A 15,900-nucleotide genomic window follows, 5' to 3' on the forward strand; every position below is an offset into this window, starting at 1 on the left:
CCTTCACGGCCGGCGCTGCGCAAGCGTGCGGTTTTGCTTGGCCTTGACTTGATGTAATCTGTTGAACCAGCGAGTACGAGTGCGGGATACCTATGGCACGGCCATGGGCGCCTGTGCGTGATTTTCTTCATGTGCACAAGGAGTGTTGTAGGTATGAGGCATGCTGCCCCCAAAGCCCATAAGGCGGCTGGCGCCAAGTCACTGACCAACCTGTTCACAACCCATCACGGATCCCATTCCCCTCAGGCCGTCTATGCCGAGAAGGCTGCGGCCGGCAATGCCGAGGCCCTCGGCATTGATGAGGATTTAGCGGCGAAACTCAACGAGGTGGCGCCGCTGACGCGCCGGTCGATCCGTGAATCGGCCAAGGCGGCGCAGCGCCGCAACACGGTGCTCACGTCGGCGTCACTTGCCGCGCTGGTGGGCACTGCAGCCACGTCGATGGCCTTCATGAAATCGCAGGACGACACGACGACGATGTTCCCCGTCGCGGGCGCCGAAACCACGCAGACCATGAACATCACGCACGTCAACGACGGCGCGGCTTCGCGTTCCGACACGCGTGAGGCGCTGACCGACGGGCTGCAGGGCGCACAGGACCAGGGCGCCGTGGGCGCCACGACCACCTCCACGACGAACGAAGGCGGCTGGGACCTCGGCGATTCCAACGCCATCGCCGATGCCAACGCGCTCACCAAGGCGAAGGCGGACAACAGCAAGGTCGCCGAGCGCGTGGACAAGGATGAGGCGAATCTGCCCGACGGCTTCAATCCGAACCACCCCACCGGCGACACGGGCAACCAGTACCCGTGGGGCCAGTGCACATGGTGGTCATATGAGCGCCGCCACCAGCTGGGGCTGAACACCGGCTCGTTCTTCGGCGATGCACGCAGCTGGGGTGCCTCCGCGCAGGCGCTTGGTTACTGGGTCGACAACACGCCGCGCGCCGTGGGCGATGTGCTCGTGTTCGCACCGGGCCAGGAAGGCGCCGACGGCTATTACGGCCATGTGGCCATTGTCGAGGCGATCAACCCCGATGGCTCCATCAAGATCTCGGAATCCAACGTGCAGGGCGCCGGCGTCATCTCCGAGCGTGAGTTCTCGGCGGACAAGGTCTCCGGCTTCACATTCGTGCACTACTGATCTGTTTTCCCATACGCGGCTACCCGCGCCCGATGCGCCTGTTTGGTGTGATGTTCACCGGGCGCGTATTGCCAATACCCGTGATCCATGGCCGTTACACCATGGGCGTGCTACTCTAAAGGGTGATGAAAAAGATGAAACGTTCTATATCGATTACTGCCGCTGCAGCGCTCGCCATCCCCATGTTGTTCATGGGTGTGCCCGCCGCTGTCGCAGATGATGCAGCGTCGAGTTCGGACTATATCGTCTCGACCCGCTCATTCCCCAAGGTGAACACCGCAAAGACCGATTTCTTTGCGGAGGCCACTTCCACCGACGTCGAAGATGACTCCAACTGGGGTGGGCTGGGAAGCATGGATGTTCCTCAGACCAAGTCCCAGGCGGAGAAGGACGCCGAGAAGAAAGCCCAAGAAGAAGAACAGGCCCGCAAGGACGCCGAGGCGGCGGCAGCCGCCGAAGCCGCTGCGCGCCTCGAACGCGAACAGGCTGAGGCCGCAAGCCGCAGCCAGGAACGCGAACCGATTCAGCAGCAGGAAGCGGCGCCTGCCGAGCAGCAGCAGACCGCTGCCGCTCCGGAAGTGCCCGCCAGCAAGAACGGTGCATCGATCGCTGCGTACGCGCAGAAGTTCATCGGCGCGCCGTACGCCGCCGGTGGCACCACGCCGGCCGGCTGGGATTGCTCTGGCTTCGTCCAGTATGTGTTCGCCCAGTTCGGCATCAACCTGCCCCGCACCTCCGGTGCGCAGGCGGGCGTCGGCGTGGCCGTGCCGAGCCTCGCGCAGGCACAGCCCGGCGATATCCTCGCCAACGGCATGCACGCCGCCATCTACATTGGCAACGGCATGGTCATCAACGCACTGAATCCGGCACAGGGCACGCAGATCACGGATACGTCCGTCTTCTACGGCGGCTATTCGATCCGCCGCGTGCTGTAGTTCCCTTCGCCTTTTCACCTTTTCTCAGGGTGCAGGCTCCACATGGAGTCTGCACCCTGCTTTTGCATGCGGTATTGTAGGGGTTGGAAGACATGCGTTGTGTTGGGCAAGGAGGTCCCTCATGGTGAATGACATGGTGAACGACAAGACGATTCTGGTTGGCGTCGACGGCTCGCACGCGAGCTACAAGGCCACATGGTGGGCCGCGAACTACGCCAAGCACGTCGGGCTTTCGCTGCAGATCGTCTGCGCGTATTCGCTGCCGAGCTACGCCGCTGTCTCGTTCGACGCCACGTACACCGCGATGGGGGACGACAACGCGGCACACGCCGACGCTCAGGAGATCCTGTCGAAGGCCAAGGCGATCGCGGACGAGCAGGGCGTGGACGCGCAGACGCTGATCGTGACCGGTGACCCGTCGTCGGTGTTCGTGGAGCTGTCGCGCAACTACAACCTCATCGTCATCGGCAACCGCGGCAAGGGCGGTCTCGCCGAACGCCTGCTCGGCACCACAAGCTCGAGCCTGCCGGCCTACGCGTACTGCCCGATCGTGGTGGTGCCGTACACCGACGACAAAGGCAACCTGATGCACCTCAACAACGTGATCACGCGCGTGGCCGTCGGCTCCGACGACACGAAGTGGGGCATTCGCGCGCTGCAGCTCGCCGCCGACTTCACCAACAGCTGGGGCGCCGAACTCGACGTGATCACTGTGGTGCCGTCGAACACGAACCTGGAAGACGCCGATGTGCGCCACCAGTTCGAAGAGGCGCTCGACGAGCGTCTCGTCCCGATCACCGCGAAGTACCCGGACCTGAAGATTCGCAAGACGATCGTGGCAGGCAATGCGGTGGAGACGCTGACGCGCGCGAGCCGCGACCACGACATGGTCGTCGTCGGCTCGTGCGGCCGTGGCGGATTCACCGGCCTGCTATTCAACTCCACGAGCCAGGGCCTGCTGCAGCATTCCGTCTCGCCGGTCTATGTGGTGCCGCGCAAGTTCGTGGAAACCGAGGCTTCGCGCGCCGAAGCGACGCCGGCCGAGACCGTGCAGGCCACGTCGATCGACGAACTGGTCAAGGAGGTGCCGGTCGACCGCGCCGGCGAAGACGTGGAGCGTGAGATCGAGAGCAACATCGACCCGCAGGCCGCCGCCTACCGCGACCGCCGCAACGACTGACGCGACCGGTGCGCCTGCGCGCACCTGAGCGTAATCGAGGGGCCCGTACGGAGTCGTCACTATGACGACTCCGTACGGGCCCCTCGATTACGCTCAGTGAGAGTGCGCTCAGCGGCGCACTTCGATGTCCATGCGCACCGGCGTCTCCTGCTCGTAGGTGTGCATCACGGTGCAGCCCTTTTCGATGTGCGCCTTGGTGCGCTTCTTGAGCTTCTCCACCTCGTCGTCGGTCAGATTGGCGTCCGAGGCGTCGATGACTACCTGCTCGCTGAAGTTGATGTAGGAGTCGTTGTCGGCGTCATATGTGCCGTCCACGATGATCTTGGCGCCCTTGCCTTCGCCCACGGCGTTTTCCACGGCCATGCGGCTCGACAGCGCCGCGCATGCCGCCAGTGCGATCTTCATCAGGTCGCCGGGGGTGAACTGGCCCTTGCCCTTGCCGAACTTGAGGTGGGCGCCGTCATCGCTGAAAGCGTCCCAGGAACCGTCTTTGTTGCGCTCAACCCACAGTCGCTTGCCCATACTTATGCTCCTTTGTTGTGCATGGCTGATATGCCCTCACCCATCGTACTCAAGGCCCACGCGCTTGGCTAGGGGCGCGCCCACGCGCAGAGCGATACGCCGTCCAAAAGCGCTCTTAGTATGGACTGTTATGCCTTTGACTCAAGCAGACCTGGAATCTATCCGCGCCCAAGTGCCGGCACGTCCGCAGACCACCATCCCCATGCCATACGAGGACCTGCTGCGCAAGATCCTCATGGAGGGCAACCTCAAATCGGACCGCACCGGCACCGGCACTATTTCGCTGTTCGGCCAGCAGATGCGGTTCGACCTGAGCGAAGGGTTCCCGCTGCTGACCACCAAGCGCGTGTTCTTCAAGGGCATCGCGTACGAGCTGCTGTGGTTCCTCAAGGGATCGGGCAATGTGCGCTGGCTGCAGGAGCACAATGTGCACATCTGGGACGAATGGGCCGACGAAAACGGCGACCTCGGCCCCGTCTACGGCGTGCAGTGGCGCAGCTGGCCGGCGCCGACCCCGGACGACCCGAACCGCACGATCGACCAAATCTCGAACGTGCTGGACCTGATCCGCACGCAGCCGGATTCACGCCGCATGGTGGTCACCGCCTGGAACCCCGCGGAGGTCGAGCAGATGGCGCTGCCGCCGTGCCATGCGCTGTTCCAGTTCTACGTGGCCAACGGCAAGCTCAGCTGCCAGCTGTACCAGCGGTCGTGTGACATGTTCCTGGGTGTGCCGTTCAACATCGCCTCGTATTCGCTGCTCACGATGATGATGGCGCAGCAGGCCGGCCTGGAGCCGGGTGAGTTCGTGTGGACGGGCGGCGACTGCCATATCTACGACAACCATGTGGACCAGGTGCTCGAACAGCTCTCGCGCGAGCCCTACCCGTACCCGACGATGCGGATCCACAAGGCGGATTCGCTCTTCGAGTACGACTACGGTGATTTCGAGATCGTGGACTACCAGTACCACCCCACGATCAAGGCGCCGATCGCGGTCTGAGACGCGCCCGTCTCCGCGAACGCCACGGTCTGCGGCTTTGCATAAACTGTGACCCGATTACCTCGTTCAAGGAGAGATGAAATGGAGCACGATAGTAGCCGCACCGGCTATCACGAATCCGAGCCCGGGATTGCCGGGCCTGAGAATCTGCTGGAAGACGACTGGGGCGACGACTACGCCAAGACATTCTCCATCAACCTGATCTGGGCGCAAGCGAACGACAAAGAGGGTCGTCCGGGCGCGATCGGCTTCGATGGGGGCATGCCGTGGCATCTGTCCGAAGATCTGCGGCGGTTCAAGGAACTCACGGTCTCGCACCCGGTGATCATGGGGCGCAAGACATGGGAGTCGCTGAACCCGAAGTTCCGCCCACTCGCGAACCGAGACAACATCGTGATCTCGCATGACCGCTCGTTCCGTGCGCCAGGGGCCACCGTGGCCTGTGACGTGGAGGAGGCACTCGACCTGGCCCGTCAGGAGGCCATTCCGGACGACGGCCTCGACCGCAGCGAGATCTGGGTGATCGGTGGCGCGCAGCTGTTCAACCAGATGTTGCCATTGGCATCCAAGGTGTTCATCACGCAGATTGACGCGAATGTGGATGCGGACACCTATGCACCGGACTTGAGCGATGCGATAGACAAAGGCGCATGGAAGGTCGATGAGCGCACCGACTGGATGGTGCCGAGCAAGGCGGAAGGCATTGCGCGCTACCGTTACGTGACGTTGAGCCACCAACACGAAGGCACGCAGGAATAGACATGCGCGGGGCAGCGCCCCGCATACCGAGGGGAAGAGGAAGAGCAGTGAAGAAGCATGAGGCTCAGCCATACACCGTGATGACCGTGTGCACAGGCAACATCTGCCGTTCGCCGATGGGAGAGATCATTCTGCGCCATGAGTTCGAACAGCGTGGGCTGGGCGACGCGGTGCGCGTGGAGTCGAGTGGCGTCAGTGACGAGGAGTACGGCAATCCGATTGATCCGCGCGCGGTGAAGGTGCTGAAGGAGCGAGGCTACGCGATTCCGGCCAAGCATTTCGCCCACCGCATCACGCGCAACGAGATTGCTGACACCGACTTGTTCCTGCCGATGACTGCTTCGCATATGAATGCGCTGCTGCACATGCTGCCGCTGAGCAAGCGCGGCGATGTACATATGTACCGCAGCTTCGACCCCGACCTGCCTGATCCGCAGCCGGGGTACGAAAGCGAGATTGACCTCGTTGACCCGTGGTATGGCGGTTCGCGCGAGTTTGAAACGGCGATTGACCAGATTGAAGCTGTAGCCCCATATATTGCTGATTACGTGGAGCGGCAGCTCAAAGCACGCGGCTGATCGAGTGTCGTTTCACCGTACTGGGCGGTGCTTGCATGTGGCCGCCCAGTGCATGCGTGTCCATATTCCGGACAGTGGGGTCCGGGAATGGGGTGGATTGTTCATGGGCCTCCTATAGCATGAGTGCCATCAAGCACGGGAGCTCAGTCGAGCTGAGAAGGATGCGAATCCTGACCGTTGAACGTGATTTCCAGATAATGCTGGCGGACGAAGTTTTGATATCGGTGCACCCCTGCTTGACCAACGAACGAGAAAGCAGGGAAAACCCATGAATCAATCAGTCAGGCCGTCGCGCCATCGTTTCCGCTGGTCCGTGGCCGACATCACCGTCACCGCCGTCATCGCCGTCGCCTCGGGCATTGTGTTCTGGGCGATCGGGTTCATCTATGCGCCTATCGGCGGTGTGCTCGACATCGTGCCGGGCGCTTCGGATTTGCTCAATGGCTTCTACTACATAGCCGGTCCTCTTGCGATGATCATTGTGCGTAAGCCCGGTGCTGCGCTCTTCGCGGAAATGGTCGCGTCCGTGCTTGAGGCACTGCTCGGAAGCCAATGGGGTGGCGCAGGAACCGTACTGCCCGGCCTGTTGCAGGGGTTGGGTGCAGAACTCGCGTTCGCGCTGTGTGCCTACGGCGTGTGGAACATGGCCGTCACCGCGTTGTCCGGCGCGCTGTCGGCTCTCGGTGGTTTCGCGGCCTCTTGGATGCTGTACGGAATGGGCAAGAACGGGCTCGTGCTCACCGTGAGCATCGTGTGCAATGTGCTGTCGGGAGCCGTGGTGGCCGGCGTGCTCATGTGGGTGCTGTATCGAGGGCTTGCTGGTACTGGCGCGCTGGAGCGCCTTGCAGGCGGACGGGCTGCAGTCAGGGCCGCCGCACCGGTCGCCGCCGATCCGGAAGCCTGATCGGTGCGAGCCGATCCCATAGGGGGCATGTGCCATGGATAACCCTGAGAATAATGCGCAGCTGGATATTGTGCAGCAACGTTGGCGCGATATCACATTGCCCGAAGCGAAAAGGGTGCTTTTGGCGCTTGCCGAGCCGCTGAAAGCGTCCGCCATGATCGCGCGTAGCGCACGGCCGACCGCCGCAGGCGCAATGGTCGCCACCGATTGCGGCAACGTGTACATCAAGCGGTACCACACATCCGTGCGCGATGCGCGCGCCATCCACCCATACCAGCGTTACGTGGCGTGGCTCGCGGGGCATGGGATGACCGTGATGCCGTTCCTCCCGTTCGATGCCGCGCGCAATCGTGGAGTCGATGGTTGTACGCTCACGGTGGGCCCATATGTCTACGAAGTCTGCGCGCAAGCGCCGGGGGAAGACCGGTATGCCAACGCGCTGACGTGGGATCCACCCGCCACACTCGATGAAGCACGCGGATTGGGGGAGACGGTGGCGCGTATCGCGCTGGCGTCCCGTGGCTTCGGTGAGCCTCGTGCCGCGCGCCCCGATCCATACCAGAACCGGTTTGGTTTGTTTGCCTCTGGTGATTTTGATAGGGAATTTGACGGCTGGCTGGATGCACGGCCATCCGTGCGTCGCTATCTTGAGCGCACGGGGCGCGACTGGCGTCGCGACCTGGCGCCACATCGCGCCTATATACGCCATGTCGCGCCCCGTTACGGCGAGCTCTCGGAATCATGGACGCATGGCGACCCGCACGTCTCGAACATGTTGTGGCGGGGAAGTGCACCGCGTTCCGTCATCGATTTCGGATTGGCCGACCGCAATGCGGCATTGTTCGATTTAGTCGAGGCCATCGAACGCAACGCCATCCAGTTCGTTCAGATTATGGACGGGCAGACGGACGCCTGTCGCCCTGACATCGCCCGTGCCATCATTGAGGGCTATGAGCGCCTGCGTCCGTTGTCTGACGCAGAGCGCGATGTGCTGCCGTGGATGCTACCGCTCGCGCAGGCCGAAGCGTCACTCAACTGGATCGCTTATTACGTAGACGGACCGATGCGGGATGAGGACGCCGACTGGTGCTATGACACCGCGCTCAACGCCCATACCGCATGGTTTGGCACGCCGGACGGTCGTCGGTTCCTCGACGACGTGCGTCGCGCGCTGTAGCGCAACGGCACAACGAGGAAAGAACAAGATAAGAACAAGAAGGAGTATTGGGAACCATGCTGAAAGTTCGACTCGAATATGTCCATCCATGGACGAATCACGCTGGATTCTATCTGGCCCGTGCGCGCGGCCTGTACGCGGAGCGCGGCCTGGATGTGGACTTCATCAGCGGCGACTTCTACCGCGGCGATCCGGCTTGTCTGGTGGAGCGCGGCGAAGTGGACATCGCCCTGGTGCGACTCAACCAGCTGCTGTTCCACCAGCAGGGCGAATCGTCGCTCACGTCGTTTGCGGTGATGAACCAGTGCCAGATCGGCGGCATCATCACGAACAAGGCCAGCGGCATCCGTCGATTCCGCGATCTGGAAGGCAAACGCGTGTGTATTCCGATGGGCGTCGCCCGACTGTACACAGAGCTGCAGCAGGCGGTGGAGAAAGATGGCGGCGACTTCTCCACGTTGAACACCATCGATCCAGGGCAGTGGGAACCTGATATCCGCAGTGTGGAACGCGGCAAATGCGATGCGTTCATCAATGTGGCATGGTGGGAACCGTATCAGGGATCAGGCGATTTCAACGACCTCGTCGTGCTGCCGTTCGACGACGTCGAGGTGGCGCCGCACCACTCCTATTACGTTTCCGCACGTCATGACCTGATTGAGCGCAATCCGCAGATGGTGCGTGATTTTCTCGCGGCCACTGCGCAGGGGTACCGTATGGCGATCGATGATCCACAGGCCGCCGTTGAAGCGCTGCAACCGGCGCTGTGCCATATCGACCCCGATGTGCTCGCCGCGTCACTTGCCGCCGTGGCCCCATCGTGGGTCGACGCCGATGGCAACTGGGGCACCGCCGATATAGGCATGGTGCGTGGGTATACGGAATGGATGGCGGGCAATGGCCACCTGAGTGTGCCACTTGAACAGGCATTGGCATCGATCGACAGCGGATGCGTCACCAACGCGTTGCTGCCGCAGGGCGACGGCGTGGTGCCGGCTCGTTTGGACAATCGAGTCGTAGGGTAGCGTTCGCGCGGGGGAGCCCGAAGGGAAAAAGAACGGTGGGGTTCGTGGAATGTTCCACGGACCCCACCGGCTGATGGGCGCTGATCGAGTGAATCAGTCGGTCTGCTTCCAGGTCTCCACGTCGATGTAGTGGTCCGGATTGGCCTGCCATGCGTTCCATGCGGATTCCACGATGTCTTCGACATCGTACTTGGCGTGCCAGCCCATCTCCTCGTTGATGCGCTTGGGCGAACCGATCAGGTGCGGCGGGTCGCCCGCACGGCGCGGCATGACGGTCTCGGTGAACGGCAGCCCGGTCACCTTCTTGACTTCGTCCACAATCTGACGCACCGAGGTGCCTTCGCCAGTGCCGACGTTGAACACGTCGTACTTGCGTTCGTCGCGGTCCAGGTACTTGAGCGCAGCCAGATGGGCATCGGCCAGATCGGAGACGTGGATGTAGTCGCGCACGCATGTGCCGTCTGGAGTCGGGTAGTCATCGCCGAAAATCGCCGGCGCCTTGCCCTGCTTGAGGCGGTCGAACAGCATGGGGATCAGGTTCAGAATCGCCGGGTCCTCGAGCTCCACCGGGCCACAGCCGGCCACGTTGAAGTAGCGCAGACCGCAGAAGCGGATGCCGTACGGCTCCTCGCACGCGCGGGCCATCCATTCGCCGAACAGCTTGGTCTGGCCATACGGGTTGATCGGCACCATCGGCTGCACGTCTTCGGGCACCACATCGACCGGCGGCACGCCGTAGGTGGCGGCGCTCGACGAGAAGACGAGCTTCTTCACGCCGGCCTCGCGCATGCCTTCGAGCACGTTGAGCATGCCGTTGATGTTCTGCTGGTAGTACCACAGCGGCTTTTCGACCGATTCGCCGACCTGCTTGCGCGCGGCGAAGTGGATGACGGAGTCGACGTTCTCCGCCTTCATGATCTCGGCAAGGCGTTCGCCGGCGCCCGGAGCGGAGATGTCCATGCCGTACAGACGTGCGTTTCCAATGCGATCGGGCTTGCCATAGCTCAGATCGTCCACAACCACCACGTCCTGCCCGGCTTCGTGCAGGGCATGCACCACATGGGCGCCAATGTAGCCACAGCCGCCTGTTACGAGAACGGTCATGTTGGTCCTTTCCACAAAAGCAACAGAGAGTGTTCTCTTTTGCTGTTTTATGTTACCTTTTGTAACAATTCCAGTATACTACAGGTTCGCGCGGGCGCGCACAGTGTCGTGTCTCAACATACGCCGCGCGGAAAACAATAGGCGCCGCCACCCACGTCCACGGGTAGAGGCCCGGATATAAAGGAGGCTATGACAGCCGAGAACAGCACAGCAGCACCCACCACAGCACCAGACGCAACCACGGCCTCAGCCGCGGGCGAACCCGCGCGCCCGCCGCTCTATGGGCGCAAGGTGCTCTCGTTCGTCCGCCGCTCGCCGCGCCTCGACGACCGGCTGCAGCGTGCGTGGGATAACTATGCGCACGACTACCTGCTCGGCGGAGTCAATGCGGGGGAGGGGTCGCTCGACCCGCGTGCCGACTTCACGCTCGACGCGGCGTATGTGCAGCGCGTGTGGGGCAACGCGAACCCGCTCGTCATCGAAATCGGCAGCGGGCAGGGTGAAAACGTGGCCACCGCGGCCGAGGCTCACCCCGAACTCAACTTCCTTGCGCTCGAGGTCTACGACCCGGGCGTGGCACACACCCTGCTGCTCGCCGGCAAGCGCGGCCTACGCAATCTGCGCATCGCGCAGGTCAATGCGCCCGAGCTCATGAAGGCGGTGGCGCCGGGCGTGGTGAGCGAAGTGTGGACGTTCTTCCCCGACCCATGGCCCAAGATGAAGCACCACAAGCGCCGCATCGTGCAGCCGGACCTCGCCGCGGATGTGCGGCGTGCGCTCGCGGACGGCGGCGTGTGGCGCATCGCCACCGACATTGAGGATTACGCGCTCCATGTGCACGAGGTGATGGACGGCCGTGACGACTTCGCCAACGCCGGCGCGCTCACGGTGAGCCTGCCGACCGAACATGTAGGCAAAGGCAATGCGGCGGACGCGGCCGGGCTGCCGCACGCCGACTTCACCGAATCCGAACGCTTCGAAGGGCGCGTGCTGACAAACTTCGAGAAAAAGGGCCTCGCCGCCGGCCGTGTGATCCACGATTTCACCTATCGCACGCGGTGATTGCGTGCGACACGCCGTGATTTGCGTGCATTGACGTCTCGTGTATTATTAATCGAGTTGTCAGGCCCCCTTCGTCTAACGGTTAGGACACCAGACTTTCAATCTGACAACGAGAGTTCGACTCTCTCAGGGGGTACGACCCACAACCCTTGGAATCACAACGATTCCAAGGGTTATTTTCTACCCGGTAACAACCCAGTACCAACCTCCCGCAAAAAAGTCATGCAATCTGCGCTGCTGGGCGACGAACCTCTGGGCACCCCCGACGAAAGTCATATCCGGGGCCGCTGAGCATGACAACCGTCTGTACCTGTCCGAAAACACTCATGATAGCCACCGGTCAAGGACCAGCCAGTGCCTTGTGGTGGCTGCACGTGTCTAGAGTCAGTCACGGGGATACCGTCTGGGATGACTTAGGTGGCTGTTGGTGTCTAAGGTCAGTCACGCATGGTCACCGGTGTCGCTCTGGATAGTAGTAGGTGTCTAGGGGCAGGCACGCCCTGCCGCAGGTGGCCGCCAACGTGAGACGCCACATGGCGGGTCTTTTGCTTTGCATCCGCCGGCGGCATGATACGATGCCAACATGAAGCAATTGACGGTCAATGGGACGCCCTTCGACGTGCTTCGCCTGCTGGGCAAAGGCAAGGGGGGCTATTCCTTCCTCGTCCGTTCCCAGAGCATGCCGCACACCGAATACGTACTCAAGCAGATCCACCACGAACCCTGCTCGTACTACCAGTTCGGCGACAAGATCCAATCCGAGATCCGCGACTACCGCCGGCTGCGCGAACTGGGCGTACGCCTGCCCATGATGCTCGACGTGGACATCGACAAAGAGCGCATCCTCAAGGAGTACGTGGATGGGCCCACCGTCTACGAGCTTGTGTTGCAGGACGAGATGCGCCCCGAATACCTCGAACAGGTGCGGTTCATGGCCAACCAGCTGGCCCGCCACCGCATCAACATCGACTATTTCCCCACGAACTTCGTGGTGCAGGACGGTTTACTCTATTACATCGACTTCGAGTGCAACGACTACATGGACGAGTGGAACTTCGAGAACTGGGGAGTTAAATACTGGTCGAAGACGAACGAGTTCCTGCAGTACGTGGCCGACCACCCATCCAGCCAGCCGTGAGACTCACCTCAGTCGCGATTCGCAACCACACCCGTGTGGCCGACCTGCACATCGAAGTACGCCGGCATCTCGTGCTCGTGGGCACCAACGACTCGGGCAAGACCTCGATCCTGCGCTGCCTCGACCTGCTGCTCGGCGCCACCCAAGGTGCGCTCTACACGTCGATCACCGCCGACGACGTGCGCGACCGCGCCCAGCCGTTCGTCATCGAGGCGCAACTCGAATGCGCCGCCAACGACCCGCACTTCGGCAAGGCCATGCGCCAATCCGGCGGCGCGTCCACGCTGACCCTGCGGCTCGAGGCGCGCGTCGAAGCGGACGGCGAATCGCTTGTCATCCGCCGGTACGCGGCCGGCGCATGGCACGAAACCGACCTGCTGCAATCGCAGATCGACGCAATCGGCTGGACGTACATCGCCGATGACCAGTCGTTCGGCAGCGCGCACACATCGTTCATCGATGGCCTGCTCGCCGCACAGGACCTGCAGCAGGAACGCAAGGCGCTCGCCGAAGTCGACCGCGCCTATGCGCGAGTGCTCGAGGAATCGCAGCCGCTGCTCGAACTGCGCCGGCGCATCGCCGCGCAACTGACCGCCGCACTACCGGGAGACTACCAGCAGAACAACCTCGTCTTCGTGCCCGCCGCGCGCGACTCATCCTCGCCACTCGCCGGCCTGCGCCTGCAATTGCGCAAGAACGGCGAACAGCGCGACTTGGGTGACCAGTCGGGCGGCTTGCGGGCGGTGTATGCGCTCGCGCTCGTCGACGACCTCGACGAACGTACGCGCATCATCGGCCTGGACGAGCCGGAAGCGCATTTGCACCCCACGAGCCAGCGCAATCTCGCGCGTCTGCTCGCGCGCGGCGACAGCCAGAAGATCATCGCCACGCACTCGCCGGACATTATCGGCGAGTTCGAACCCGACCAGATCGTGGTGATGCACTCCGGTGGCCAAGTGGTACAGCCGCAGCGTGATTTTCTGAGCGAAGACGACAAACTGCTGTTGCACATGTGGGTGCGCGACCGGCTTGAGCCCTTGACTGCCGACCGCGTGATCGTCGTCGAGGGCATCACCGACCGCGTGCTTGTGGAGCATTGCGCAGACGTGACGAAACGCAATCTGGACGCCTACGGCATCGTGCTGCTCGAGGCGGGCGGTTGTGGCGACATGCCCGCGTGGCGCCGCATGTTCGGCGAACACGGGTTCCAGGTGCCGCTCGCGCAGCTCATCGACGCCGACGCGGTGCAGGAGATCGCCGGGCAATACCATGTGCGCGTTGACCAGCTGGCCGCCGAGCATGTGTGGGTCTCACAGCCCGACCTGGAAGGCGAATATGTGCGCGCGCTGGGCGCAGAACGCACGCTGCAGGCACTTGAACACAGCGGCGCATTCCGCGCCGGCGAACTGAAAGCGCTGTGCGCGGCCCGTGCGAACGGCGCGCTCGACTGCGAATCGGTGGCCGCGTTCTGCCGTGTGCGCACGAACAAGACGCGCGCGGTCATCGCGCTCCTGCCGCACATCACCGCCAAGGTGGCGCGGCGCATCGAAAGCGTGGAGCTCATGCTCAACGCTGTCACGCGCAATCGTTGAATCCGCGGCGCGCGTGGCACCCATGCGCTAGGCACGACGAGGGGAATGGCGGTATCCTAGACGCACATGGCAACACCTGAACCGCACAGGCGCCATGGTGATTGGTTGTGCACAGCACATGTGCGGTTCGCCGGCGTGCTCCGGCGACCGCGGAAGAGACGGAGACGGACATGGACATCAGCGACGAGACAATGCTGCGGCTGCTGCAAAGCGCCATGTACGGCGAGGCGATCGGCGACGCACTCGGCGTGCCATACGAGGGGCGCGCACGTGACACGTTCACGTGCATCACGATGACCGGCAGTGAGGCGGCCGGCATACCCGCCGGCACGTTTTCCGACGACACCTCAATGGCATTGGCCACACTGGATTCCCTGATGCACCGCGACGGCGTGGTGGATCCCGACGATCTGCGCGAACGCTACCGCGACTGGCTGTTCGACGGCAAATACACGGCCGACGGCGCGGCGTTCGGCGTGGGGCGCACCACATACCAGGCCCTGCACACCGACCACGGTCTGGATGGCGAGCGCGACAACGGCAATGGCGCACTCATGCGCAGCATCCCGCTTGCGTTCTTCGGTGTGTCGGACGACGATGTGCGTGCGATGAGCGCCGTCACCCACGCGCATGAGACGAGCATGGACGCGTGCGTGCGCTACGTGCGGGCGGCGCGCGCGCTGATCCGCGGCGCCAGCACGCGCGAGGCGGCGGCGGTCGCCGGCGAGGACGGCGTGTGGCTTGTGCCGCGCGGCCGGATCGAGTCGAGCGGGTACGTGCTGCATACGCTGCGCGCCGCGTTCTGGTGCTTGACCACAACCGACTCGTACCGCGACTGTGTGCTCGCCGCCGTCAATCTGGGCGGTGACGCCGACACGACCGCGGCTGTGGCGGGCGCGCTCGCCGGCATTGTGTACGGGTTCGAGGACGAGCGCGAGGAGCGTGACGGCCGCGGCATCCCCGGCGAGTGGGACGACGCGTTGCGCGGCTGGCGCATCATCGCCGCCGTGGTGTGTGGGGCGCCGCTCGACGTGGAGGATTGGGACGCCGAGTTTGCGGGGGCGGCGCTTGGCGGATCGGAGCCGCTCACCGCACAATCCGCCCGTGATTTTGGTGATGACCGCAGTCGTGCAGCGCTGCTGCAGGCCGACCCGGAGCGGCGTGAGGCGCTGTTCGGTGAGGCCGCGCGCTGGTTCGCTTCTGGCGTGGAGCTCGGCGACGCGCAGTGTGCGACGAATCTGGGTGTGATGTATCTGTATGGGCATGTGCCCGCACAGGACCCGGACTTTGCCGCAGCCGCCTGCTTTGAGCGCGGCGAGCAGCTCGGCAGTGCGGAAAGCGCATGCTATCTGGGTGACATGCACCGCGATGGCCGTGGCTGGCCGCCCGACCACGACGCCGCAGCGGACTGTTACGAACGCGCCTATGAACTGTGCAAGGAGCAGATGGACCTCGACAACGCACACGACCGGCCCATCATCGCGATGATCCACCTGCGCATGGGGCAGGCGGCCGAATGGGAGCTCGCCGACCTGCGGCGCGCGGGAAGTCTGAATGCCGACGCGTGCCATGTGGTGCGCGAGCGCGCATACCGCCATTACCATGCGGCGTACGCGCTGGCGGTGCGCACGGTGGAATCCGGCTTGCGCATGTACAGCAAAGAGGTGGCAATCGCAGCCAACGGCATGGAGCGCACGTGCGGCGAGGAGCGCTGACACCCGCCCGTTTGATAGAATGAGCAGTGGCTCCGTGCCCATGCGGGGCATTGCGTGGGAAGG

At 63.3% G+C, this 15,900-nt stretch carries 15 protein-coding genes and 1 tRNA gene; 14 read left to right on the forward strand and 2 right to left on the reverse strand.

Annotation, left to right across the window (positions count from 1 at the left end; genetic code table 11):
• The first annotated feature begins 153 nt into the window (after positions 1-153).
• The 3 genes from PG2093B_RS02485 (at position 154) to PG2093B_RS02495 (ending at position 3,258) form a co-directional block, all read left to right on the forward strand.
• Positions 154-1,143 (forward strand): CHAP domain-containing protein, encoded by a 990-nt coding sequence (locus PG2093B_RS02485; protein WP_129897006.1) that lies wholly within the window; start codon positions 154-156, stop codon positions 1,141-1,143.
• A 134-nt stretch (positions 1,144-1,277) separates the two neighbouring features.
• The gene (locus PG2093B_RS02490) at positions 1,278-2,078 is read left to right on the forward strand and encodes a C40 family peptidase (RefSeq protein WP_129897062.1); all 801 of its coding nucleotides are present in this window, start codon (positions 1,278-1,280) and stop codon (positions 2,076-2,078) included.
• A 133-nt stretch (positions 2,079-2,211) separates the two neighbouring features.
• Positions 2,212-3,258: a universal stress protein gene (locus PG2093B_RS02495; RefSeq protein ID WP_165369684.1), complete on the forward strand. Its 1,047-nt coding sequence runs from the start codon at positions 2,212-2,214 to the stop codon at positions 3,256-3,258.
• A gap of 108 nt (positions 3,259-3,366) precedes the next feature.
• On the opposite strand, the gene PG2093B_RS02500 is transcribed toward PG2093B_RS02495, so the two are convergent.
• The gene (locus tag PG2093B_RS02500; protein WP_129897007.1) at positions 3,367-3,780 is read right to left on the reverse strand and encodes an OsmC family protein; all 414 of its coding nucleotides are present in this window, start codon (positions 3,778-3,780) and stop codon (positions 3,367-3,369) included.
• Positions 3,781-3,910: 130 nt separating this feature from the next.
• Here PG2093B_RS02500 and PG2093B_RS02505 point away from each other — a divergent pair, with 130 nt between their 5' ends.
• The 6 genes from PG2093B_RS02505 (at position 3,911) to PG2093B_RS02530 (ending at position 9,226) form a co-directional block, all read left to right on the forward strand.
• Positions 3,911-4,783: a thymidylate synthase gene (locus PG2093B_RS02505; protein WP_129897009.1), complete on the forward strand. Its 873-nt coding sequence runs from the start codon at positions 3,911-3,913 to the stop codon at positions 4,781-4,783.
• 81 nt (positions 4,784-4,864) lie between these two features.
• On the forward strand, positions 4,865-5,542 hold the full coding sequence (locus tag PG2093B_RS02510; RefSeq protein ID WP_129897011.1) for a dihydrofolate reductase: 678 nt from the start codon (positions 4,865-4,867) through the stop codon (positions 5,540-5,542).
• A gap of 80 nt (positions 5,543-5,622) precedes the next feature.
• On the forward strand, positions 5,623-6,120 hold the full coding sequence (locus PG2093B_RS02515) for a low molecular weight protein-tyrosine-phosphatase (RefSeq protein WP_242502792.1): 498 nt from the start codon (positions 5,623-5,625) through the stop codon (positions 6,118-6,120).
• Positions 6,121-6,388: 268 nt separating this feature from the next.
• A complete protein-coding gene (locus PG2093B_RS02520; protein WP_129897015.1) occupies positions 6,389-7,024 on the forward strand; it encodes an ECF transporter S component in 636 nt (211 codons plus the stop codon).
• A 34-nt stretch (positions 7,025-7,058) separates the two neighbouring features.
• Positions 7,059-8,201 carry a phosphotransferase enzyme family protein gene (locus PG2093B_RS02525; protein ID WP_129897017.1) on the forward strand — a complete coding sequence of 381 codons (1,143 nt, stop codon included), beginning with the start codon at positions 7,059-7,061 and terminating at the stop codon, positions 8,199-8,201.
• Between the two features lie 56 nt (positions 8,202-8,257).
• The gene (locus tag PG2093B_RS02530) at positions 8,258-9,226 is read left to right on the forward strand and encodes an ABC transporter substrate-binding protein (protein ID WP_129897019.1); all 969 of its coding nucleotides are present in this window, start codon (positions 8,258-8,260) and stop codon (positions 9,224-9,226) included.
• Positions 9,227-9,319: 93 nt separating this feature from the next.
• Here PG2093B_RS02530 and galE read toward each other — a convergent pair whose 3' ends face one another.
• Entirely contained in the window at positions 9,320-10,330 is a 1,011-nt protein-coding gene (gene galE / locus PG2093B_RS02535) for a UDP-glucose 4-epimerase GalE (RefSeq protein WP_129897020.1), read from the reverse strand.
• Positions 10,331-10,519: 189 nt separating this feature from the next.
• Here galE and trmB point away from each other — a divergent pair, with 189 nt between their 5' ends.
• The 5 genes from trmB (at position 10,520) to PG2093B_RS02560 (ending at position 15,837) form a co-directional block, all read left to right on the forward strand.
• Positions 10,520-11,392, forward strand: coding sequence for a tRNA (guanosine(46)-N7)-methyltransferase TrmB (gene trmB, locus PG2093B_RS02540; protein ID WP_129897022.1), 873 nt, complete (start codon positions 10,520-10,522; stop codon positions 11,390-11,392).
• Positions 11,393-11,456: 64 nt separating this feature from the next.
• A tRNA-Glu gene (locus PG2093B_RS02545) sits at positions 11,457-11,528 on the forward strand.
• A gap of 447 nt (positions 11,529-11,975) precedes the next feature.
• Positions 11,976-12,530 carry a protein kinase gene (locus PG2093B_RS02550; RefSeq protein WP_129897024.1) on the forward strand — a complete coding sequence of 185 codons (555 nt, stop codon included), beginning with the start codon at positions 11,976-11,978 and terminating at the stop codon, positions 12,528-12,530.
• Positions 12,527-14,122 carry an ATP-dependent nuclease gene (locus PG2093B_RS02555; RefSeq protein ID WP_129897026.1) on the forward strand — a complete coding sequence of 532 codons (1,596 nt, stop codon included), beginning with the start codon at positions 12,527-12,529 and terminating at the stop codon, positions 14,120-14,122. The genes PG2093B_RS02550 and PG2093B_RS02555 overlap by 4 nt, the downstream gene beginning before the upstream one ends.
• A 170-nt stretch (positions 14,123-14,292) precedes the next feature.
• Positions 14,293-15,837, forward strand: a complete 1,545-nt coding sequence (locus tag PG2093B_RS02560; RefSeq protein WP_242502788.1) for an ADP-ribosylglycohydrolase family protein — start codon at positions 14,293-14,295, stop codon at positions 15,835-15,837.
• Positions 15,838-15,900: the final 63 nt, after the last annotated feature.

This window comes from Bifidobacterium pseudolongum subsp. globosum (assembly GCF_004155535.1).
GTDB lineage: Bacteria > Actinomycetota > Actinomycetes > Actinomycetales > Bifidobacteriaceae > Bifidobacterium > Bifidobacterium pseudolongum_C.